We start from the raw sequence: 18,717 nt of genomic DNA on the forward strand, positions 1-18,717 counted from the left end.
AACTCCGGTGCGGGATCAGCTGGATCCCAAGGGGAAAACAAGCGCTGGGTTGATGACCCGGTCTTTGATGAAAACTTCATAGTGCAGATGGGGGCCGGTGGAGCGACCGGTACTGCCCACCTCGCCCAAAAGGCCGCCGCGCTCAACCGTGTCACCCACTTGCACCAAGCGTTTGCTCAGGTGCGCATAGCGGGTGGCGAAGCCTTCGGCATGCTGGACTTCCACCACATTGCCATAACCGAAATCCCAGCCAGAACGGGTGACCGTGCCTTTGGCCGTGGCCACCACGGTGGTGCCGGACATGGCCGTGAAGTCCAAACCTTCATGCATGGCCAAACCGCCAGTGAACGGGTCATTGCGGATGCCAAAACCACTGCTGACGCGGTAGTCCCCTTGGATGGGCACACCGGTGGGCAAGGTTTGCAGCCAGTCCAGTTGTTTTTCCCAACGACCATGCAATTCGGACACCGCTGTTTGGGTTTGCACAAATTCTTGCAGGGTTTGGTCGAATTCCACGCCCAAGGGCTGGCGGAACAAGGTGGAGAAAGGACGGGGCGCCACCAAGGGGCCGCCTTTGTTGTCGTCTTTGCGGTTGATTTTGTCGCGCACCACGCTGGGGGTGGCCATTTCCATGAACCGGTTTTTCATGGTTTCCAGCTGACGGATTTCATTCACCGTGGTTTGCATGGATTCGCGCAGTTGGGACAGGTGATCGCGGTAGACCGACTCCATGCGCCGTTGCTCGGCCTCGGTGGTGACACCACCGATGCTGCGGGCCAGGTCGGGGTTGTATTCGACAGCGATTTTGAAACCGATGAAATGCAGTAAAAAACCAGCCGTGACCAGGAACATCCCCACCGCCACTGCCGCCGTGAGCACGGTGCGGGTGGTGATGGAAATGGTCTTGACATTACCGGTAGGCCCTGAGAGCCACATCAACTGCATGCACGAATCCTGTGTTTCTGTGAGCCTTGGGTGGCTCGTCTTGAATAGGGATCGTCATTCTATGCACAGACCTGAAGGGCTCCAAGCAAAAAAACCTGTGCAAAACCCTTGAATGAATACAAAAAGTTTGCTTTTTCCAAATAAATAGCTTTAGTACTTACTTATAAAGTTGCTTAAAAAGAAAATACTGCTTAAGTTAACGGTCCATGCCCAAAAAAAGCGGTTCAGACCAAAGAACCAAAACACCAAAAAGTGAAAAATCAGGGCCACGCCAGCGAACAGCCAGACCCAATCAGGGTTGAACAAGACCAGCGGGAAAATTCCTTCCCACACCATGAAGGCCCAACTGCAGGCCAATGCCAGCCACGGTTTTCTGAACACGCTGTCTGGCGGCAAGGGCCCGAACAAGCCACTGTTCAAGAAAACCGTCAGGGCTTGCCCGCTTCGCCACTCCGCGCGTTTGAGTTTCACCCAGCCCGATACAAAGTAGGAACTCAGGGTGTGGATGGCGATATAGCCCAAACCCGCCCCCCAAGCCATGCTGGCGTCCATGAACAACATCAACACTTGTGCCAACAAGATACCGCTCAAACTGACCAAGGTCATGAAGTCACTGCCGCCATTGAACGCGCCCCGCCATCGCACCAACAACAACAATTGACTCAGGAACAACCAGCACGCCAGCCCAAGGCTGGCCCCTGACCAAGCCAGCAGCACAGCACCCAAGCCGCGTAACACCAGCATGGCGCGGTAGTTCATTGGCAAAAACGCCCCATCCAAAAAGCGCTTGGTCCAGACTGCTGAATCGGGAATGTCGGCGCGTTGCACCGGCCAAGACCAAACACCCTCGGGGTCGGTGCTGTCGGCAATGCGCCAGTACTCCAGGGTTTGCAGCAGCAAGCTGCAAGCGCACAACAGCTCCAGGCAGCGAATGACCGTGTCGCCGTTCATAAAGCCATCTCCGGGCTGCGCAGCACCGTGTCACTGCTGGCGAAGCCACTGGGCACCGGGCGTTCCAAACGGATTTCCAATTGATACAGGCCTTGGTTCAAGCCGGGGTGTTGGCGGCGCAAGGCTTGCGCGGCCAAGCGACACACCAATTGGTAGGTGACCAAGCCACTGGCGTCCTGCCCCTCACCCAGGTCTTTGATGTCGCTGGACAAATGATCCACCAGGTTTTGTTCGGCCAACGCCAAATTGCCCCATGGGTTGTGAAACAGGTTCCACACACTGCGCGGGCGGCGCGGATAGACCCACCACCAATCACTCCAAGCGGCACCCGGTGTTTGATGGCGCACATACAAATGCGGCACAGGACCGACCTGGTGATAGAACTGCCAGTTCGGAAAAAAAGCCCGAAACAAGAAAAACCATGGGCCGCGCACGGTGCGGCTGCGCCACACCAAGCCCAACGTCAACAAGCCAAAATAAATCAACAACAACCATGTGATGGTTTGCATCCACTGCTCCAAACCTTTGCGCCGATTGTCACGAATTTAAAGCGCCCTCTGCCGCCTGGCCCGAGCGTGTAAAGTCTGGTGCTGATGTTTCAGGCGCACCGCCCGAACGACCCGGATCCTTTATGAGCTCTCGTTCCTCACCCCTGTCATTCGAAATCAAGAGCGCCACCCTGCCCCTGGTGTCGGTGCTCATCAAGTCCTTGGACTTGGCCACGCTGTCGGCCGACATGGACAGCCGATTTGGCGACAACCCCGACTTCTTCGACAACGACGCGGTGCTGATTGATTTACACGGCGCCGAAGGCAGTTTGGACTTGAACGGCTTGTTGCAACTGTTGCGCCGTTACCGCTTGAATCCGGTGGCCTTGCGGGCTGGCAACCCCTCGCATGAAGCGGCGGCGGCCTTGGCGGGTTTGTTTGTCAGCAGCGAAGCACGGGTTTTGCCTTCATTGAACGACACGCCCACCGAGGTGGTGCGTGAAATCGTGCGCGAAGTCGAAGTGGTGCGTGAAGTCGCGGGTGCAGGCCAAAGCGCTTTGGTGGTGGACAAGCCCTTGCGGTCAGGCCAACAGGTGTATGCGCGTGGACGCGATTTGGTGGTGCTGGCCATGGTCAACCCCGGCGCTGAAGTGATGGCCGATGGGCATATCCATGTGTATGCACCGCTGCGTGGCAAAGCGATTGCAGGGGCCAAAGGCGACACCTCGGCGCGTATTTTTGCGGCGAGTTTGGAAGCCGAATTGGTGTCGATTGCAGGCGTATACCGCACCAGTGACACACCCCTGCCCAAAGAGGTGGCAGGCAAAGCCGCACAGGTTTGGTTGGCCGACGACAAGCTGTCCATGCGGGCCTTGTAAACTCTTTGGCTGTAGTGCCAAGCCCCTCGCGCTGGCCAAGCTGCTTACTCATTCAACAAGGATTTTTTTCGATGACCAAAATAGTCGTGGTGACCTCGGGCAAAGGCGGCGTGGGCAAGACCACCACCAGCGCCAGTTTTGCATCTGGCCTGGCCTTGCGTGGCCACAAAACCGTGGTGATCGACTTTGACGTCGGCTTGCGCAATTTGGACTTGATCATGGGCTGCGAACGCCGCGTGGTCTACGACTTCGTCAACGTCATCAACGGCGAAGCCACCCTCAACCAAGCACTCATCAAAGACAAGCATTCCGACAACCTGTTTGTGTTGGCCGCTTCGCAAACCCGCGACAAAGAAGCTTTGACCATCGACGGTGTGGAACGCGTGTTGCGCGATCTGGCCGGCATGGATTTCGAATTCATCGTGTGCGACTCTCCCGCTGGCATTGAAACCGGCGCTCTGATGGCCATGCACTTTGCCGATGAAGCCCTGATCGTCACCAACCCCGAGGTGTCTTCGGTGCGTGACTCGGACCGCATCTTGGGCATGTTGGGCAGCAAAACACTGCGCGCCATTCAAGGCGCAGACCCGATCAAAGAACACTTGCTGATCACCCGCTACAACCCCACGCGGGTACAAGAGGGTCACATGTTGTCCTTGGAAGACATCCAAGACATCCTGCGCATTCCCCTCATTGGCGTGATTCCCGAATCCGAAGACGTGCTGCAAGCCTCCAACCAAGGCGTGCCCGCTGTTCTGTTGGAAAAAAGCGATGTCGCCGAAGCCTACAAAGACGTGGTCGATCGTTTCTTGGGCAAAGAAGTGCCGTTGCGCTTCACCGAGGCCGTCAAGCAGGGCTTGTTGCAACGCGTGTTTGGCCGGAGATAAGCAGCATGTCCTTTCTGTCTTTCCTGATTGGCGAAAAGAAAAAAACCGCCAGCGTGGCCAAAGAGCGGCTGCAAATCATTTTGGCGCACGAGCGCTCCGGCAAAAATGCCCACCAACCCGACTACCTGCCCGACTTGCAGCGCGACCTGATTGCGGTGCTGTCCAAGTACGTCAACATCAACCCGAATGACATCAAAGTCAACCTCGAGCGCCAAGACAACTTGGAAGTGCTGGAAGTGAAAATCGAATTGCCTGACGCGCGTTGAACAGACAGCTTGCAGTGCCTTGCGCAGGCTGCCAAATAGGCGGCACGGTTGACCCCGATGCCGCCCCCTCAAGCCTTCTCAAAACCCAGGACAAATGCTTCAAGCCTTGGTCAATGAAGCAGACCAAAAAATAGTCACTTGGGTGCCTGGGGTTAGTTGTTCAAAAGCGATGGACGCACCCAGTTCACGCACCCGCTGATGGATGTTTTGCAGTCCACGCCCGTGATGTTTCAACTCGCCCAAGCCCACACCATCATCGGTACAGCTGACCAACAACACCTGCTGACTGGCATCAAACTGAGCGGAAATTTGAATGCGGGTGGCTTGGGCATGACGCAAACTGTTGCTCAAAAGCTCTTGCACGATGCGCAGCAAATGCAGAATGAGCCTGGGCGGCATGGGGCCCATGTGGTCTAAGTTCAAGTCCCAGTCAATTTGCACCGGTTGAGCACTCAGGCGCTTTTGCACCCGATAGCGGTAATCCACAAACGCATTGGCCAACAAGGCTTCTTCGTCGCTGAAGGTATCAACCACCAAATACAAATCAACCACACATTCTTGCAAGAGTTGCTGAATTTGCGACGGGCTGAGTTGCCCCTTCTCCATCATCATGAGTGCTTGGCTGAGCTGCGAGCCAAAGCCATCGTGCACATCGCGCATCAAGGCGGTACGTTCGTGGTGTCGGGCAGCTTGCACCGCCGCTTCTCTCAATTGTTCTTGGGCTTGCAGCAACTCGGCCTGAAGCATCTTGTTTTTGGAGATGTCCAAGTAATAGCCCGACCACACTGCTGCACCATCAACGGTTTTGCGTGTCGGCATGGACGAAATTTGAATCCACTTCATAGTGCCGCTTTTGGTGACGATGCGGGTTTCCACGAAAAACAACTGACCGGAGGTGTTGGCATCAATATCTACCTGGGCCACCCTTTCCCGGTCATCAGGATGAAACAAGGCCCAAACAATGGAACCATCTTGCGCCAATTCCTCGCGGGTGATTTCCAAGAGATCCAAAAATTGTTGATTGAAATAGGGGAAATGGCTGACACCTTGCGCATCCAAGTAGTAGTCATACAGACCGCAAGGCACGGCATCCATGATCCTGAGTAAATGGTCTTTGTCAAATTGTTCAGGCATGGTTATGCAATCACCCCTGAAGCCCTGGCTTTGTTGATGGCCTGTGTTTGATTTGAGACATTCAGCTTGCGGTAGACATTGCGAATATGCGATTGCACCGTGTTCAAACTGATGCCCATGGCTTTTGCGCATTGGGCATAGCTCAATCCTTTGGCCAAGGCGCAGAGCAAATCCGCCTCACGAGGGGAAATTGAAATCGCCGTGTTGGATTCTTTCAACACCGGTGAGCCCGACAAGCGAAATAAATAACGTGCCAACGAGGGGCTGACTGGGTAGTGGCCTTGCAACACCTGTTGAATGCCTTGCACCAAAGTTTCGGCTTGTTCGGATTTCAGCAAATAGCCGCTGGCACCTGCACGGATTGCCGAGAGGAACGACTCTTCGGAGGAGAAGGTGGTCATCACGATGATGGGGGTTTGGCTGAATTGTTGGTAGACCCGCTTGATGACTTCCAAGCCCGTGGTGTCGGGCAAACCCAAGTCCACCAAGACCAAATCCAATGGGGTCTTGCAATGGCGCAAGTAGTTGTCTGCCGCCGCTCCCGTGTTTGCAAAATCCAAACGCCACTGCGGCCCCAAGCTTGAAAAAACATCCAAAAAATAGTCTTGGTAGAAAGGCTCGTCCTCCACCATCAAAGCGTGTTGAATGGGCATGTTCGGGTTGTTCATCGCTATAAATTAAAAGCGTTTCGAGTGTTGGTGAATGGGTCTTCACATGATCATGTGATGGTTTTTCTAGGTATTTTGACGAAAATTCCAAGAATGACTTTAGCAACAAGAACATGAAATGGAATTCAATTTAAGTGTGCTACTGATCAGCAACCAGCCCGCGCTGGTTGACCAGATCAGGGCTGTCATGGCGGAGCTGGGGCAAGACATGGATGTGCTCCATTCCATGGATGCCTTTGAAGACGAGTTCAGCACCCACCTGCACCTTTGCCTGTTGGACGCGACCGAATCCAGCGAGGCTGCATTTGAATTGACGGCCCGTCTGCGGCAAGTGCACCCTTTGGCGGGCTTGGTGTGCATCACCAATCCCCATTGCATGCCCAAGCGGGTGCAAGCATGGAAAAGCGGTGCCGATTTGGTGATTGGCCCCAACTTTGACGCCGAGGAATGGCTACCCATGATGGCCAACCTGTTACAGCGCTTGCGCATGACCCAGCAGACCTTCGTGCCATCCGCCAAAACATCGTCGAGGACACTCGAACTCCACAGCCAGCAACGCAGTCTTTCTGGCCACGATGCAGAGGTGCCGCTGACCAGCACCGAGTACCTGCTGCTCCAATCTCTGGCCCGCGCCAAAGAACGAACCCTGGCCTTGTGGCAAATTTATGACCTGCTGGGAAAAACTGAGCAAACTTTAAAAAAACCTGCACTCGAAGCCCAGTTGTACAGGTTGCGCAAAAAATTACGCGACTGTGGTGCCGGTAATCAGGCCTTGAAAGCCGTCCGACTCAAGGGCTACCAGCTGTGTGTGTCTATTTATATAAGGTGAATATTTCCCTGTCTTCATGTTTTACTTGAAGTTTATAAACAACAAATATCAGCTTTCATCAGTTTTAAAGAAACTGCTTTTTTAAGATCCGCCTCCGACCCATTCTTGGACCAGCGTCATGCGCCACGACAACGATCAACTGCTCAGCACCAAATTTTTACAAGTCATTTGCCAATTGCACGAGTGGGAAAACCAACACCTTGGGCTGACACACACCCAAGCGGGTCGCTACCTTTATTTGAATATTGCCAAACAGCTGCAAGACGACAAAGGCGGGCCCAGCGCCTTGTTGAAAGGCATTTACTACAACAAAGAACTGAGCGAGAGAGCCCTGCGCTACAAAATCCGCGAATTTGAAAGCGATGGCCTGATCGAGTTTGAATCCAGCAATATCGACAAACGCTCCAAAAAAATACTGCCCACCGACACCCTCCTGAAAACCCTGGATGCCCACGCGGCCGAATTTGGTCGGATGCTGGGCAATGAATTCTTGATCTTCCCCAAGAAATAAAGCGGGCCTTTCAACACCATGTCGACCGGCCTCGTGGTCAGCCTTTTGCTGTTGCTGGCATTGCTGGTGCTGAGCTACATGCTGTGGGTGGCGCAAAAACGCAATCAATGGCTGCAGTTGCAGGCCAACCAAGCGCAAGACAGCAAGCAGCGCTTGCAAGATTTTTTGGCGTCCATGTCGCACCACTTGCGCACCCCCCTGAATGGCGTCATGGGCTATGCCGAGTACATCTACAGCAGCACCCGAGAACCGATGGTTCAGTTCACCTCCAAAATTATTTTGGAGAACAGCTTGCAAATGCTGCATTTGGTCAATGGTTTGTTGGACCTCACCAAAATTCAAGAAGGCAGCTTGGACTTGTCCAACTCCGAATTTGAGATCCAAGATTTGGTGGAGTCGGTACGTGCACTGCACCAAGCCCGCGCCAACGAATTGGGCATCAGCTTGAAAGTGAACACTTCTCAAGATGCACCTGTGCGCATGCGGGCCGACCCCTACCGCGTTCGCCAAGTGCTGAACAACTTGGTGGACAACGCCATCAACTACAACAAACCTCAAGGCAGTGTGATGCTGACCGTGTCATCCAGCGCCAACGGGCAGTTTGTCACCTTCTCGGTGGAAGACTCGGGCAAAGGCGTGCCCGAGGACGTTCAAAAAACACTTTTCAAACGATTGCATGAGAAACAAGTGCCATTTGTGCTGCGCCCCAACGAGGGCTCTGGTTTGGGCTTGCTGCTCAGCCATCAACTGGTGCACCTGATGGGTGGGTTTCTGGATTTCAGCAGTCAGGTCGGCAAAGGCAGTTTGTTCTTTTTCACCCTGCCCGTTCGTGAAGAAAGCACCGCCTGAACCATGACCTCTTTGAAAGTGATCGTGGTGGATGACAACCACACCAACCGTTTGTTGCCTGGTTTGTTTTTGCGACCCTTGGGCCATGAGGTGCAAGAGTGCGACAGCGCTGAACAAGCGATGGCTTGGTTGGCGCACAACCATTGCGACGTGGTGTTGTTGGATATTTCCATGCCCACGGTGAGTGGTCTGCAGCTGTGTCAGCAGTTGCGTCAAGAACCGCAACTTCGACATATGAAAATCGTCGCATACACCGCCCACGCCATGCCAGCGGATGTGCAACTGCTGGAAGCTGCAGGCTTTGACAAGATCTTGATCAAGCCGATTCGCAGCCACGAGCTGTTGTCGGTGCTTGCCGCCTGAATCCCTCAGCCAAAAGCAAAGCCAGACAAGGTGGTGGCGAGCACCCACATAATGGTGGAATGACTAAAAAACACATGAGGGGCTTGTTGGCCTTGGTTTTGGCCAGCGTGGTGGCAAGCATGGCTTGGGCTGAAGCTCTGCCTTCGCGCAACTGTGAAGCTTGGAACACAGCCCGCAAAGCCAATCTCAGCACCGCGGTTCAGCGCGAATGGTTGTTTGGTTATGTGAACGGTTGGCGGGATGCGCAACTGGCCCAGACTGGCCAAGACATTTACCAAACCATGCCGTCGGTGGAGGTGTTGTTGGAAAAAACCAATGCCTATTGCGAAGCGCAACCGCAAGCCAATGTGGGGCAGTCGGTCACCAAGTTGCTGAAAAACCAGCCCTGACCACTAAAGGGCTTCAACCAATTTGCAGAAATCTTGCGGGCTGATGCCTGCATAACTGCCCTTCACATGGTGAACCACGGACGCATCCAGGTCTGCACCAATGGTCAAGGTGAACGTGAATTTGGCATGGTGAGAAGGCCCGGCGTTTTTGAATTCCAAGGGAATCGACACCTCGTTCAATTCGCAGTCGCGGCGCACGATGCTCACCTCGATGTGCCCGCCCTTGGCCAAGCCCAGCAAATACGCCTTTTGCGCCTGCGTTAACCCGGCCTCCAATTCAGGCGACCAGACACGGCCATTCAGGGCGCGGTACACCACGTAAAGATTGCCTTGGTCGGTCAATTCATCTTCGGTGTATTGCGTGGCTAAATCCTCTTCCACCGCATAAAAGATTTCAGGCAATTGCGCCATCAGGTTGGTTTGCTGTAAAACCATGTCGATCATCTTTTGAATCGACCGCTTCTCCACGTCTGGGGGCACAACGCTCATGGCAAACTTTCAGATTAGGAAGGGGTCGTTTGTAACAAATCTTTGAAACATTTCAGCCATGGTAGAAGAAAATGGAAGTCGCTATGTCGCAGAATCATGAATGAAAACCAAACTTGTTGCCCTTTTCCTTTGGATGTTGTGCCTATCCGCCTCCGCTGAATGGGTTCGCGGGGAGCCAGACTGTGCGATGTGGGTGAAACCAGATACCCATGCACGTGAACTAGAAAACAAGGCGTGGTTGATTGGGTTTTTGAGTGGCGCCAACATGACCTTGACCTTGGACGCAGACCACAAGCCCTTCAATTATTTGGGGGGCATAACAACTGGGCAAATTTACCTTTGGATGGATAACTATTGCCGTGCAAATCCACTTTCCTCCGCAATGTATGGCGTGGGTGAGTTCATGCTGGAGAGAAACAACAAATGAACGTCTTCAGCATCGCCAGCAAGGACACCCTGGGTTTGGTCTTTTGAATGACAGGGAAACCTTGAGAAGCGTCAGCGGGCTTGGGTGGCTTGGCGCAACACAGCTGCATAGCTGGGGGATATTTCCATCTGCGGAGCCAGTCCGCGCTGCACCAATAAACGGTGGGCGGCAGGCAATTTCCAGCACGGCACGAACACATACAAATGGTGTTCGAGGTGGTAGTTGACCCAATAGGGCGCGACCAGTGCACGCTCCAGCATGTTTGCCAACGTGGTTCGGGTGTTGCGCAACCGGTCATTTCTGTCGCTGGTCACCGCGTGCTCAGCGATGTTGCGCACGCGGCTGAAGAGTTGAAACCATGTCAGCAGCGGCAGCACCCACATCCACACAAACAGCATGGGTTGGTCCAGCCCCCACAACACCAGAAACAAACTCAGGTTGCTTAGGAAAAACGCACGTTCATGGCGCAGCAAGCGCCATAGGCGTTGCCAAATCGTGCCGTCTTGGCCCATGCCCGATCGAATTTGGGCTAGGCGTTGTTTGATGCCTGTTTGGCCGCTGAGGTCTCGCCAAACCTTGCGACGCAGTCCAGCCGAGGAGATCGGAAAAGGGGCAGACAGCACCAGATCCGGGTCCTTGTCTTGCTGGGTGTGGCGATGGTGTGTCAGGTGATAGGGACGGTAGTCGTGCATGTGCGAGCCCACCGCGCCACCTGCAAGCCAGTGTCCAACGCTATCGTTCCATGCGGGATGACGCATCAACACACGGTGCGCGGCATCGTGCATCAAAATGCTCAGGCCCAACTGCCGCCCGCCGATCAAAGCGCTGCACACCAAAAAAGTGAAGGGATTGGGCCAAGCGGCAAACACGGCCATGCAGACAGCCACCATGGCCCAGGCGTGTACCACCAACCCCATGCCCCACAAGTTGGAGCGTTGCCGCAACCCTTGGTCTTCTTGGGCGCTCAATGCGCAGTCTTCGCGACGATCCACATCATCTTGAAGCAAGGGATCAACGAGGATCGGTGTCGGGTTCATGGATCAGAGGGAACTATTCTTGGTGTTGGCTCTTGCCTAATTGTCCCTGACATCGGCTACAGGGTTGCTGCCGAAATCCGCTCTTTGCACATAAGCCAGTAATTGCCTGGCGGCCTGATCGGGTGAGGTGAGTGCGCCGTTGTTTTTCAATTGCACAAACATGTTTTGATCCGGAAAGCTCGCACCTTTGGCGCTGCGCAAATCGGTTTGCATGTCTGTGTCGATCACGCCCGGGGCCAGTGACACCACTTTCGCCGGATTGCTGTGCAAAGCCTCATCCAGCGCCAAACAGCGGGTGAAATGATCCAACCCGGCTTTGCCGGCGCAATACAAAGCGCTGGCAGCCATGGGGCGGCGACCCAAACCGGAAGAAATATTCAAGATCTTGCGCGGCATCTGCCATTGGCGCGTGTGCTTTAAAAACACCGCGCTCAACAAAACAGGCGCTTGCAAGTTGATAGCCAGACCTTGCAGCAAACTGTCAAGAGGTGCCTCATCCACCGGACCCAAATGACCGATTGCGCCAGCGTTATTGATCAAGGTGGCCGATGCAAATTCTTTGGAATTCAGTGCGTCTAACCAATGCGACAGCTTCTCAGCCACAGCCGCGGGTTGCGCCAAGTCAGCTTGCCATTGCACCAAGTGTGCGCCTTGTTTGCTTGCAATGGCAGTCAACTCCTCGGATTGGCCACGTGAAATGCACAACACCCATTGGTCGGCATGACAAAGTTGCTTGGCCATGGCCAAACCCATGCCGCGTGACGCGCCGGTCAAGATGGTGATATTTTTTTTCATGCAGATGCTCCGGAAATTAAGCAGATTGTGGATGAAATTTGTCAACCGAAAAAATCACAGCATCGGCTCGTTACCGCGGCCTAGAAATAAAAACGCCCCTTTCGGGGCGTTTTATTTGTAGCTGGCGGAAACGAAGGGATTCGAACCCTTGATGAGGCTCAACACCCCATACTCCCTTAGCAGGGGAGCACCTTCGGCCACTCGGTCACGTTTCCAGCTGGTTCAAATTATGCCTGATTCTGCTCCAAGTCAAAGGCTTTGTGCAGGGCGCGTACCGCCAGCTCCAAATACTTCTCGTCAATCACCACCGAGGTTTTGATTTCGCTGGTGGAAATCATCTGGATATTGATGCCCTCGCCGCTCAGGGATTCGAACATTTTGCTGGCCACGCCCACATGGCTGCGCATACCGATGCCGACGATGGACACCTTGCAAATCTTGGCGTCGCCCAGCACCTCGGGTGCGCCCAGCTCGGGCAGCACTTTGGTTTTCAGCAGGTCCATGGCGCGGGCATGGTCGTTGCGGTTCACGGTGAAGCTGAAATCGGTCAAACCACCTTTGCTGATGTTTTGAATGATCATGTCCACTTCAATATTGGCCTCGGCCACGGTGCCCAAAATTTTGTAGGCGATGCCGGGCTTGTCGGGCACGCCCAGCACAGAAATTTTGGCTTCGTCGCGGGTGAAGGCAATGCCAGATACGATGGCTTGTTCCATTTGTTCGTCTTCCTCAAAAGTGATCAAGGTGCCGGATTTGGCTTCCTCTTGGATGTCGATGTCCCAGGGCGTGAAGCTGGACAGCACGCGCAGCGGCACTTTGTACTTGCCGGCAAATTCCACCGAACGGATTTGCAACACCTTGCTGCCCAAGGACGCCATTTCCAGCATCTCTTCAAAGCTGACGGTGTGCAGCCTGCGGGCTTCGGGCACCACGCGCGGGTCGGTGGTGTAGACACCATCGACGTCTGTGTAAATCAAGCATTCAGCGGCTTTCATGGCGGCGGCCACGGCCACGGCCGAGGTGTCAGAGCCGCCTCGACCCAAGGTGGTGATGTGCCCGTTGGGGTCCACGCCCTGAAAGCCGGTGATGATGACCACTTTGCCTGCGTTCAAATCGGCACGCACACGCTGGTCGTCAATCGATTCGATGCGGGCTTTGGTGAAGGCGCTGTTGGTGTGAATCGGCACTTGCCAACCAGCGTAGCTGACGGCGGGCACGCCTTCGGCTTGCAAAGCAATGGCCAACAAGGCGGAAGACGCTTGTTCACCGGTGGCGGCCAGGGCATCGAGTTCGCGCAGATGGGCGTCGGTGTGGGCGTTGCCAGCCAGTTCTTTGGCCAACCCCAGCAAGCGGTTGGTTTCGCCGCTCATGGCCGAGGGCACCACCACCATTTGGTGACCGGCTTTGGCCCATTTGGCCACGCGCTTGGCCACGTTTTGGATGCGTTCGGTCGAGCCCATGGAGGTGCCGCCGTATTTGTGAACGATGAGAGCCATCTTGTAGAGGTTTGCGTCTGGAAAAGCTAGAAATTGTACCAACCGAGCACGGGCCCATCGCGCCTGACAAAGCCCTCGCCCACTTTGATGTCGATCTGATGGCCACGGGTGCGACACGCTTCGATTTGCACCAACAACGCGTCCAGTTGTTTGGTGCTGACCTGTGCCCCGCTTTGCCGCAGCCAATGGCGCAACACATTGGCTTGACGGGCCGGGCTGAGCGTTTGCAAGTCTTTGATGCGCGGCGGGTGACCGGTGTGCTGCAGATCTTGCTGGGCCAATTCCTTCAACAAGCTTTGCGCTTGCGCCGCATGCCTTGCACTGCGGGCAAAGGTTTGGCGAAACGCGGGAAAGGCTTCCTGCAACGCAGGCAACAACTGGTGCCGAATTTTGTTGCGGGTGAAGCGGGTATCGGCGTTGCTGGGGTCTTCCACCCAGCTCACGCCCACGCTTTGCAACCATTCACGCAAAGCTGCACCGGGCACGGCCAACCAAGGCCGGTGCAACACCAAACCCTGACGCTCAATCCGCTCGGGCATGGCCGACAGCCCCGGCAAACCGGCTCCACGCGACAAGGCCAACAACATGGTTTCCACTTGGTCATCCGCATGCTGGGCCAAGGCCACGTCACGCAATGTGCCGCCCCAGTGCTTTTGCAAGGCCTCTGATAAAGCCGCATAGCGGGCCAAGCGGGCCGCGTCTTCCGGGCTTTCGCCGGGGGCGTGTTGGGCGTTCACATGCTGCACCACCAAGGGCACGTGCAGTTGATCGCAAAGTTGTTGGCAGTGGCTTGCAAACAGGTCGGCGGCGTTTTGCAAACCGTGGTGAACATGCACCGCCCTCACCTGCCCGGGCCATTGCTTGGCGCAGGCTAACAGCAGCGCACACGAATCCGCACCGCCGCTCAAGGCCACAGCGAAAGGCAACGGGGGATGGAAATGGTCTAGTGACAAGGCCGCAGGCAATGCGGCTTGTCTTAAAGCATCAACGAGCGTCAGCTTTGGTGTCGTTGAATCGGCCATAGCTTTGCAGCCGTTCATAACGCCGCTCGAGCAACTCTTTGACTTTCAAGTCGCTGAGTTGTCGCCAAGCGTCGTTCAAACCGCGCTTGAGTTGGGCGCACATTTGTTTGGTGTCGCGGTGGGCGCCGCCCACCGGTTCGTTGACGATTTTGTCCACCAAGCCCAAGGCTTTCAAACGGTGCGCAGTGATGCCCAAGGCTTCAGCTGCATCGGATGCGCGGTCCGAGGTTTTCCACAAAATGGAGGCGCAACCTTCGGGACTGATGACGGAATAAATGGAGTACTGCAACATCAGCAACTGGTCGGCCACGCTGATGGCCAACGCGCCGCCCGAGCCACCTTCACCAATGATGGTGGTGATGATGGGCACTTGCAGTTGGGCCATCTCGAAAATATTGCGGCCAATCGCCTCAGACTGGCTGCGCTCTTCGGCATCGATGCCGGGAAACGCACCGGGGGTGTCGACAAAGGTGAACACCGGTAACTTGAATTTCTCGGCAGTCTTCATCAATCGCAGAGCTTTGCGGTAACCCTCGGGGCGGGTCATGCCGAAATTGCGGGCGGTGCGCTCTTTGGTGTCACGGCCTTTTTGCTGGCCAATCACCATGCAGGCATTGCCATTGAAACGGGCCAAGCCACCGACGATGCTCAGGTCGTCGGCGAAGTGGCGGTCACCGTGCATCTCCACGAAGTCGGTGAAGATGTCGCCGATGTAATCCAGGGTGTAGGGGCGCTCGGGGTGGCGGGCAATCTTGGTGATTTGCCAAGGCGTCAAGTCAGCGTAAATGTCTTTGGTGAGTTGCAAACTCTTTTTAGAGAGTTGGTCAATCTCTTCCGAGATGTCCACCGCAGACTCCACTTGCACGTAGCGCAGTTCTTCGATCTTGGTTTCGAGTTCGGCAATCGGTTGCTCAAAGTCGAGAAAAGTTTTTTTCGCCAATCGGGTCTCCTTGTTCGCCAGCCCTGCGTCGTGTCAATAAGCCACGGGTTGGGGGTCCAGCGAGCGCCAAATATACCAAGTTGCCACACTGCAATAAGGGGCCCAGGCCGAGGCCACTTCACGGGCATCGCTGCGGCTCACGGCTTCGCCTGAAAAATAGTTGTGGCTGATGCCATTGATGAGGCCCACATCATCCAGCGGCAACACATTGGGTCGCAACAAATAAAAGATGAGAAACATCTCGGCGGTCCAACGGCCAATGCCACGGATGGCCACCAATTCGTCGATGATGGCCTCGTCATCCATGTCGGCCCATTGGCGGGTGTGCACCGTGCCATTGGAGAAATGCAGGGCCAAGTCCACGAGGTATTCCACCTTGCGAGCCGACAAACCAGAAGCCCGCATGTCGTCCACCTTCAGCTTGAGCACATTGGCAGGTGTCAGGCTTTTGCTCAGGGCCGCAAAACGGTCCCACACCGACTGCGCGGCCTTCACCGAAATTTGCTGGCCCACGATGCTGCGGGCCAAAGTAACGAAGGCGTCGCCTCTGGACTCTAAACAAACATCACCAAACTGCGGAATGAGGCGGCGCATGACCCGGTCTTTTTTGGCCAGGTGTTTGCAAGCCTCTTCCCAATAGGCGGGCTTGATCAACTTGACTTGCAAAGGGCGCGTTGCCATCAAGCGCGCTCCCATTGAGTGCCTTGCGGCGAGTCCTTCAACACAATGCCTTGGGCCAACAAATCTTGGCGAATGCGGTCCGCTTCGGCAAAGTTTTTGGCGGCTTTGGCCTGGGCGCGTTGGGCGATCAGTGCTTCAATGCCGCTGGCTTCGTCATCGGCAGATGAGCCTTCAGCGGTGTCTGTGTGACGGGCCTTGCCTTGCAAAAAATCTTGCGGCGACTGCTGCAACAAGCCCAACACCGCACCCAAGCTTTTCAGCAAGCCACTGAGGGCCGTGGATGCGCTGCGATTGACTTCAGCCGCCAACTCAAACAACACGGCCACGGCTTCGGGCGTGCCAAAGTCTTCGTCCATGGCGGCTTTGAAACGCGCGGCATGGGGCTGCGTCCAGTCGATGGCCAAGGCATCGGGCGGCACGGCGTGCAATGCGGTGTAGAGACGCTTCAAGGAAGCACGGGCATCATCGAGGTGCACGTCACTGAAATTCAAGGGGCTGCGGTAATGGCTGCGCACCACAAAGAAACGCACCACCTCGGGCTCGTAGTTTTTGAACACATCACGGATGGTGAAGAAATTGCCCAGGCTTTTGGACATCTTCACGTTGTCCACATTGATGAAACCGTTATGCATCCAAAACGAGGCCATGGCCACACCGTGGGCGCCTTCGCTTTGCGCAATTTCGTTTTCATGGTGCGGAAACTGCAAATCCGCACCGCCACCGTGGATGTCAAACGACTCGCCCAACAATTCGCAGGCCATGGCCGAGCACTCGATGTGCCAACCGGGGCGGCCAGCGCCGTAGACGCTGTCCCATTTCACATCGGCGGGTTCGTCGGCTTTGGCAGACTTCCACAGCACAAAGTCCAGCGGGTCTTCTTTGCCATCCAGCACAGCCACCCGCTCGCCTGCATGCAATTCATCAAGGGACTTGCCAGACAACTTGCCATAGCCGACAAACTTGCGCACCGCGTAATTCACGTCGCCACTGGCGACACGGTAGGCCAAGCCTTTGTCTTCCAACTTCGCGATGATGGACAACATGCCGGGCACATGGTCGGTGGCACGGGGTTCGGCGCTGGGGCGCTCAATGCCCAAGGCATCCGCGTCTTCATGCAGCGCCGCAATCATGCGGTCGGTGAGTGCGCGGATGGTCTCGCCGTTCTCGGTGGCGCGGCGGATGATTTTGTCGTCGATGTCGGTGATGTTGCGCACATAGGTGACTTGGTAGCCAGACTGCTTGAGCCAACGTTGCACCACATCAAAGGCCACCATGGAACGTGCGTGGCCAATGTGGCAAAAGTCGTAAACCGTCATGCCGCAGACGTACATCCGCACATGGCCTTTTTTCAGAGGCGCAAAAGCTTGCAAATCACGCGTGAGCGTGTTGTGAATGCGAAGGGACATGTCGTGAGCTTAGGCGTGAAATGCGCGACAGGGCGCGTAAGGTCTCTCTACTACAATGCGCGCAGTATATCGAGACAGACTTATTTTGCATTTCTATCGCTTGCCCTTTACTTTTGTTCTGAACAAACGCTGGTTGACATGCGTCCTGCTGTCAGCATGTTTGGGGCTTGTCGGTTGGGACGTGCAAGCACAAACATCGAGCTTGCAAACCTTCAAGGGCACGCCGCACGACGAAGTGCAAAAAAGCATGATCCAGCGCAATTGGTCCGAGGCCTTGAAACAAGTAGATGCTTACTTGGTGAACCAACCCCGCGATCCGCAAATGCGTTTTTGGCGAGCACGCTTGATGCAGCAAATGCAACGCAACGATGAAGCGCTGGATGTGTATGTGCAGTTGGCCCAAGACTACCCCGAACTGCCCGAAGTGCAAAACAACCTGGGGGTGATGCTGGCCTCCATGGGGAAAATCGACGAAGCCAAAGCGGCTTTTGAGCATGCCTTGATGAACAACCCGAATTACGCCACCGCCCATGAAAACCTGGGCGATGTGCAACTGCACTTGGCCATGCGTTCGCTGCAAAAAGCCCAAAGCTTGGGTGGTGGCTCTCGAGCCTTGAACACCAAACTGCAAGCCCTTCAACCTGTTTTACAAACCACACTGAGCCCACCATGATCTCTTCACGCCGCATTCTTTTGGCCGCCCTGTTGGCCTTCTCCAGCGTTCTGGGTGTCCACGCCCAAACAGCCAACCCCCAAGTGAAATTTGTCACCAGCGCCGGTGAATTTGTGGTGGAGCTTGCGGCTGACAAAGCGCCAGCCACCGTAGAGAATTTTCTGGGCTATGTGCGCGATGGCCATTACAACGGCACCATTTTTCACCGGGTCATCAACAACTTCATGATCCAAGGCGGCGGTTACGACACCAAGTACCGGGAGAAATCCACCAAAGCACCCATCAAGCACGAAGGTGCTGAAGTCAAAGCCAAAGGCGGCCCGCGCAACACCGTGGGCACACTGGCCATGGCCCGCACCAACAACCCGCATTCCGCATCGGCACAGTTTTTCATCAATGTGAAAGACAACGATTTCCTCGACCACCAAGCGCCGCAAGGTCAAGCTTGGGGCTATGTGGCCTTTGGCAAAGTGGTCTCGGGCATGGACGTCATCACCAAAATCAAACAACTGCCCACCGGTCACGGTGGCCCCTTCCCCACCGATGTGCCGCAAACACAGGTGGTCATTCAATCTGCAACTTTGGTGAAGTAA

At 55.3% G+C, this 18,717-nt stretch carries 24 protein-coding genes and 1 tRNA gene; 11 read left to right on the forward strand and 14 right to left on the reverse strand.

The genetic code is table 11. The annotated features are described in order from the left end of the window. Window positions 1-15 precede the first annotated feature (15 nt). The 3 genes from AC8GFP_RS11025 to AC8GFP_RS11035 all read right to left on the reverse strand — a co-directional run bounded on the left by AC8GFP_RS11025 (window position 16) and on the right by AC8GFP_RS11035 (window position 2,405). Window positions 16-945, reverse strand: a complete 930-nt coding sequence (locus AC8GFP_RS11025) for a M23 family metallopeptidase (protein ID WP_506613134.1) — start codon at window positions 943-945, stop codon at window positions 16-18. A 150-nt stretch (window positions 946-1,095) separates the two neighbouring features. Beyond that, the gene (locus AC8GFP_RS11030) at window positions 1,096-1,896 is read right to left on the reverse strand and encodes an HTTM domain-containing protein (RefSeq protein ID WP_506613136.1); all 801 of its coding nucleotides are present in this window, start codon (window positions 1,894-1,896) and stop codon (window positions 1,096-1,098) included. Beyond that, a complete protein-coding gene (locus tag AC8GFP_RS11035; RefSeq protein ID WP_506613138.1) occupies window positions 1,893-2,405 on the reverse strand; it encodes a hypothetical protein in 513 nt (170 codons plus the stop codon). The genes AC8GFP_RS11030 and AC8GFP_RS11035 overlap by 4 nt, the downstream gene beginning before the upstream one ends. A 122-nt stretch (window positions 2,406-2,527) precedes the next feature. On the opposite strand from AC8GFP_RS11035, the gene minC reads away from it, so the two are divergent. The 3 genes from minC to minE all read left to right on the forward strand — a co-directional run bounded on the left by minC (window position 2,528) and on the right by minE (window position 4,415). Continuing rightward, the gene (gene minC, locus AC8GFP_RS11040) at window positions 2,528-3,262 is read left to right on the forward strand and encodes a septum site-determining protein MinC (protein ID WP_506613139.1); all 735 of its coding nucleotides are present in this window, start codon (window positions 2,528-2,530) and stop codon (window positions 3,260-3,262) included. 71 nt (window positions 3,263-3,333) lie between these two features. After that, entirely contained in the window at window positions 3,334-4,149 is an 816-nt protein-coding gene (minD, locus tag AC8GFP_RS11045; protein WP_506613141.1) for a septum site-determining protein MinD, read from the forward strand. A gap of 5 nt (window positions 4,150-4,154) precedes the next feature. Beyond that, window positions 4,155-4,415 (forward strand): cell division topological specificity factor MinE, encoded by a 261-nt coding sequence (minE, locus tag AC8GFP_RS11050; protein WP_506613142.1) that lies wholly within the window; start codon window positions 4,155-4,157, stop codon window positions 4,413-4,415. Between the two features lie 99 nt (window positions 4,416-4,514). Here minE and AC8GFP_RS11055 read toward each other — a convergent pair whose 3' ends face one another. Beyond that, complete coding sequence (locus AC8GFP_RS11055; RefSeq protein ID WP_506613144.1) at window positions 4,515-5,549, reverse strand: PAS domain-containing sensor histidine kinase; 1,035 nt, start codon at window positions 5,547-5,549, stop codon at window positions 4,515-4,517. Between the two features lie 2 nt (window positions 5,550-5,551). Then, window positions 5,552-6,217 carry a response regulator gene (locus tag AC8GFP_RS11060; RefSeq protein ID WP_506613146.1) on the reverse strand — a complete coding sequence of 222 codons (666 nt, stop codon included), beginning with the start codon at window positions 6,215-6,217 and terminating at the stop codon, window positions 5,552-5,554. A gap of 118 nt (window positions 6,218-6,335) precedes the next feature. Between AC8GFP_RS11060 and AC8GFP_RS11065 the strand changes: the two genes are divergently transcribed. The 5 genes from AC8GFP_RS11065 to AC8GFP_RS11085 all read left to right on the forward strand — a co-directional run bounded on the left by AC8GFP_RS11065 (window position 6,336) and on the right by AC8GFP_RS11085 (window position 9,158). After that, window positions 6,336-7,046 (forward strand): winged helix-turn-helix domain-containing protein, encoded by a 711-nt coding sequence (locus AC8GFP_RS11065; RefSeq protein WP_506613147.1) that lies wholly within the window; start codon window positions 6,336-6,338, stop codon window positions 7,044-7,046. Window positions 7,047-7,164: 118 nt separating this feature from the next. Further along, window positions 7,165-7,557, forward strand: coding sequence for a hypothetical protein (locus AC8GFP_RS11070; protein WP_506613149.1), 393 nt, complete (start codon window positions 7,165-7,167; stop codon window positions 7,555-7,557). A gap of 18 nt (window positions 7,558-7,575) precedes the next feature. Further along, the gene (locus AC8GFP_RS11075) at window positions 7,576-8,406 is read left to right on the forward strand and encodes a sensor histidine kinase (protein ID WP_506613150.1); all 831 of its coding nucleotides are present in this window, start codon (window positions 7,576-7,578) and stop codon (window positions 8,404-8,406) included. A gap of 3 nt (window positions 8,407-8,409) precedes the next feature. Continuing rightward, the gene (locus AC8GFP_RS11080) at window positions 8,410-8,769 is read left to right on the forward strand and encodes a response regulator (RefSeq protein WP_506613151.1); all 360 of its coding nucleotides are present in this window, start codon (window positions 8,410-8,412) and stop codon (window positions 8,767-8,769) included. 74 nt (window positions 8,770-8,843) lie between these two features. After that, complete coding sequence (locus AC8GFP_RS11085) at window positions 8,844-9,158, forward strand: hypothetical protein (RefSeq protein WP_506613153.1); 315 nt, start codon at window positions 8,844-8,846, stop codon at window positions 9,156-9,158. Between the two features lie 3 nt (window positions 9,159-9,161). Here the strand turns inward: AC8GFP_RS11085 and AC8GFP_RS11090 are convergent, their stop codons facing one another. Further along, window positions 9,162-9,647 carry a hypothetical protein gene (locus tag AC8GFP_RS11090; RefSeq protein ID WP_506613155.1) on the reverse strand — a complete coding sequence of 162 codons (486 nt, stop codon included), beginning with the start codon at window positions 9,645-9,647 and terminating at the stop codon, window positions 9,162-9,164. A 100-nt stretch (window positions 9,648-9,747) separates the two neighbouring features. On the opposite strand from AC8GFP_RS11090, the gene AC8GFP_RS11095 reads away from it, so the two are divergent. Next, entirely contained in the window at window positions 9,748-10,074 is a 327-nt protein-coding gene (locus AC8GFP_RS11095; RefSeq protein ID WP_506613157.1) for a hypothetical protein, read from the forward strand. A 71-nt stretch (window positions 10,075-10,145) separates the two neighbouring features. Here the strand turns inward: AC8GFP_RS11095 and AC8GFP_RS11100 are convergent, their stop codons facing one another. From AC8GFP_RS11100 to cysS, 8 genes are all read right to left on the reverse strand, one after another. Next, complete coding sequence (locus tag AC8GFP_RS11100; RefSeq protein WP_506613158.1) at window positions 10,146-11,111, reverse strand: fatty acid desaturase family protein; 966 nt, start codon at window positions 11,109-11,111, stop codon at window positions 10,146-10,148. 36 nt (window positions 11,112-11,147) lie between these two features. Beyond that, entirely contained in the window at window positions 11,148-11,906 is a 759-nt protein-coding gene (locus AC8GFP_RS11105) for an SDR family NAD(P)-dependent oxidoreductase (protein ID WP_506613159.1), read from the reverse strand. Between the two features lie 122 nt (window positions 11,907-12,028). Next, window positions 12,029-12,121: transfer RNA gene (locus tag AC8GFP_RS11110), tRNA-Ser, on the reverse strand. Window positions 12,122-12,133: 12 nt separating this feature from the next. Continuing rightward, window positions 12,134-13,402, reverse strand: a complete 1,269-nt coding sequence (locus tag AC8GFP_RS11115; protein WP_506613160.1) for an aspartate kinase — start codon at window positions 13,400-13,402, stop codon at window positions 12,134-12,136. A 26-nt stretch (window positions 13,403-13,428) separates the two neighbouring features. Continuing rightward, entirely contained in the window at window positions 13,429-14,424 is a 996-nt protein-coding gene (tilS, locus tag AC8GFP_RS11120; RefSeq protein WP_506613162.1) for a tRNA lysidine(34) synthetase TilS, read from the reverse strand. Then, a complete protein-coding gene (locus AC8GFP_RS11125; protein WP_506613164.1) occupies window positions 14,387-15,364 on the reverse strand; it encodes an acetyl-CoA carboxylase carboxyltransferase subunit alpha in 978 nt (325 codons plus the stop codon). Before AC8GFP_RS11125 ends, tilS begins: the two co-directional genes overlap by 38 nt. A 33-nt stretch (window positions 15,365-15,397) precedes the next feature. After that, complete coding sequence (locus tag AC8GFP_RS11130) at window positions 15,398-16,045, reverse strand: DNA-3-methyladenine glycosylase family protein (protein ID WP_506613166.1); 648 nt, start codon at window positions 16,043-16,045, stop codon at window positions 15,398-15,400. Further along, a complete protein-coding gene (cysS, locus tag AC8GFP_RS11135) occupies window positions 16,045-17,451 on the reverse strand; it encodes a cysteine--tRNA ligase (RefSeq protein ID WP_506613168.1) in 1,407 nt (468 codons plus the stop codon). Before cysS ends, AC8GFP_RS11130 begins: the two co-directional genes overlap by 1 nt. Window positions 17,452-17,653: 202 nt before the next feature. On the opposite strand from cysS, the gene AC8GFP_RS11140 reads away from it, so the two are divergent. After that, window positions 17,654-18,124 carry a tetratricopeptide repeat protein gene (locus tag AC8GFP_RS11140; RefSeq protein ID WP_506613170.1) on the forward strand — a complete coding sequence of 157 codons (471 nt, stop codon included), beginning with the start codon at window positions 17,654-17,656 and terminating at the stop codon, window positions 18,122-18,124. Next, window positions 18,121-18,717 (forward strand): peptidylprolyl isomerase, encoded by a 597-nt coding sequence (locus tag AC8GFP_RS11145; RefSeq protein ID WP_506613172.1) that lies wholly within the window; start codon window positions 18,121-18,123, stop codon window positions 18,715-18,717. Before AC8GFP_RS11140 ends, AC8GFP_RS11145 begins: the two co-directional genes overlap by 4 nt.

Source organism: Limnohabitans simekii (SeqCode), from assembly GCF_965234735.1.
Taxonomy (GTDB): Bacteria; Pseudomonadota; Gammaproteobacteria; order Burkholderiales; family Burkholderiaceae_C; genus Limnohabitans; species Limnohabitans simekii.

Coding starts and splice junctions, on each gene's coding strand:
- minD (WP_506613141.1), top strand. CDS start 3,334: ATGACCAAAATAGTCGTGGTGACCTCGGGCAAAGGCGGCGTGGGCAAG.
- AC8GFP_RS11080 (WP_506613151.1), top strand. CDS start 8,410: ATGACCTCTTTGAAAGTGATCGTGGTGGATGACAACCACACCAACCGT.
- AC8GFP_RS11145 (WP_506613172.1), top strand. CDS start 18,121: ATGATCTCTTCACGCCGCATTCTTTTGGCCGCCCTGTTGGCCTTCTCC.
- AC8GFP_RS11130 (WP_506613166.1), bottom strand. CDS start 16,045: ATGGCAACGCGCCCTTTGCAAGTCAAGTTGATCAAGCCCGCCTATTGG.
- AC8GFP_RS11070 (WP_506613149.1), top strand. CDS start 7,165: ATGCGCCACGACAACGATCAACTGCTCAGCACCAAATTTTTACAAGTC.
- AC8GFP_RS11060 (WP_506613146.1), bottom strand. CDS start 6,217: ATGAACAACCCGAACATGCCCATTCAACACGCTTTGATGGTGGAGGAC.
- cysS (WP_506613168.1), bottom strand. CDS start 17,451: ATGTCCCTTCGCATTCACAACACGCTCACGCGTGATTTGCAAGCTTTT.
- AC8GFP_RS11090 (WP_506613155.1), bottom strand. CDS start 9,647: ATGAGCGTTGTGCCCCCAGACGTGGAGAAGCGGTCGATTCAAAAGATG.
- AC8GFP_RS11105 (WP_506613159.1), bottom strand. CDS start 11,906: ATGAAAAAAAATATCACCATCTTGACCGGCGCGTCACGCGGCATGGGT.
- AC8GFP_RS11035 (WP_506613138.1), bottom strand. CDS start 2,405: ATGCAAACCATCACATGGTTGTTGTTGATTTATTTTGGCTTGTTGACG.
- minE (WP_506613142.1), top strand. CDS start 4,155: ATGTCCTTTCTGTCTTTCCTGATTGGCGAAAAGAAAAAAACCGCCAGC.
- AC8GFP_RS11100 (WP_506613158.1), bottom strand. CDS start 11,111: ATGAACCCGACACCGATCCTCGTTGATCCCTTGCTTCAAGATGATGTG.
- AC8GFP_RS11025 (WP_506613134.1), bottom strand. CDS start 945: ATGCAGTTGATGTGGCTCTCAGGGCCTACCGGTAATGTCAAGACCATT.
- AC8GFP_RS11115 (WP_506613160.1), bottom strand. CDS start 13,402: ATGGCTCTCATCGTTCACAAATACGGCGGCACCTCCATGGGCTCGACC.
- AC8GFP_RS11075 (WP_506613150.1), top strand. CDS start 7,576: ATGTCGACCGGCCTCGTGGTCAGCCTTTTGCTGTTGCTGGCATTGCTG.
- AC8GFP_RS11030 (WP_506613136.1), bottom strand. CDS start 1,896: ATGAACGGCGACACGGTCATTCGCTGCCTGGAGCTGTTGTGCGCTTGC.
- tilS (WP_506613162.1), bottom strand. CDS start 14,424: ATGGCCGATTCAACGACACCAAAGCTGACGCTCGTTGATGCTTTAAGA.
- AC8GFP_RS11095 (WP_506613157.1), top strand. CDS start 9,748: ATGAAAACCAAACTTGTTGCCCTTTTCCTTTGGATGTTGTGCCTATCC.
- AC8GFP_RS11065 (WP_506613147.1), top strand. CDS start 6,336: ATGGAATTCAATTTAAGTGTGCTACTGATCAGCAACCAGCCCGCGCTG.
- AC8GFP_RS11085 (WP_506613153.1), top strand. CDS start 8,844: ATGAGGGGCTTGTTGGCCTTGGTTTTGGCCAGCGTGGTGGCAAGCATG.
- AC8GFP_RS11055 (WP_506613144.1), bottom strand. CDS start 5,549: ATGCCTGAACAATTTGACAAAGACCATTTACTCAGGATCATGGATGCC.
- minC (WP_506613139.1), top strand. CDS start 2,528: ATGAGCTCTCGTTCCTCACCCCTGTCATTCGAAATCAAGAGCGCCACC.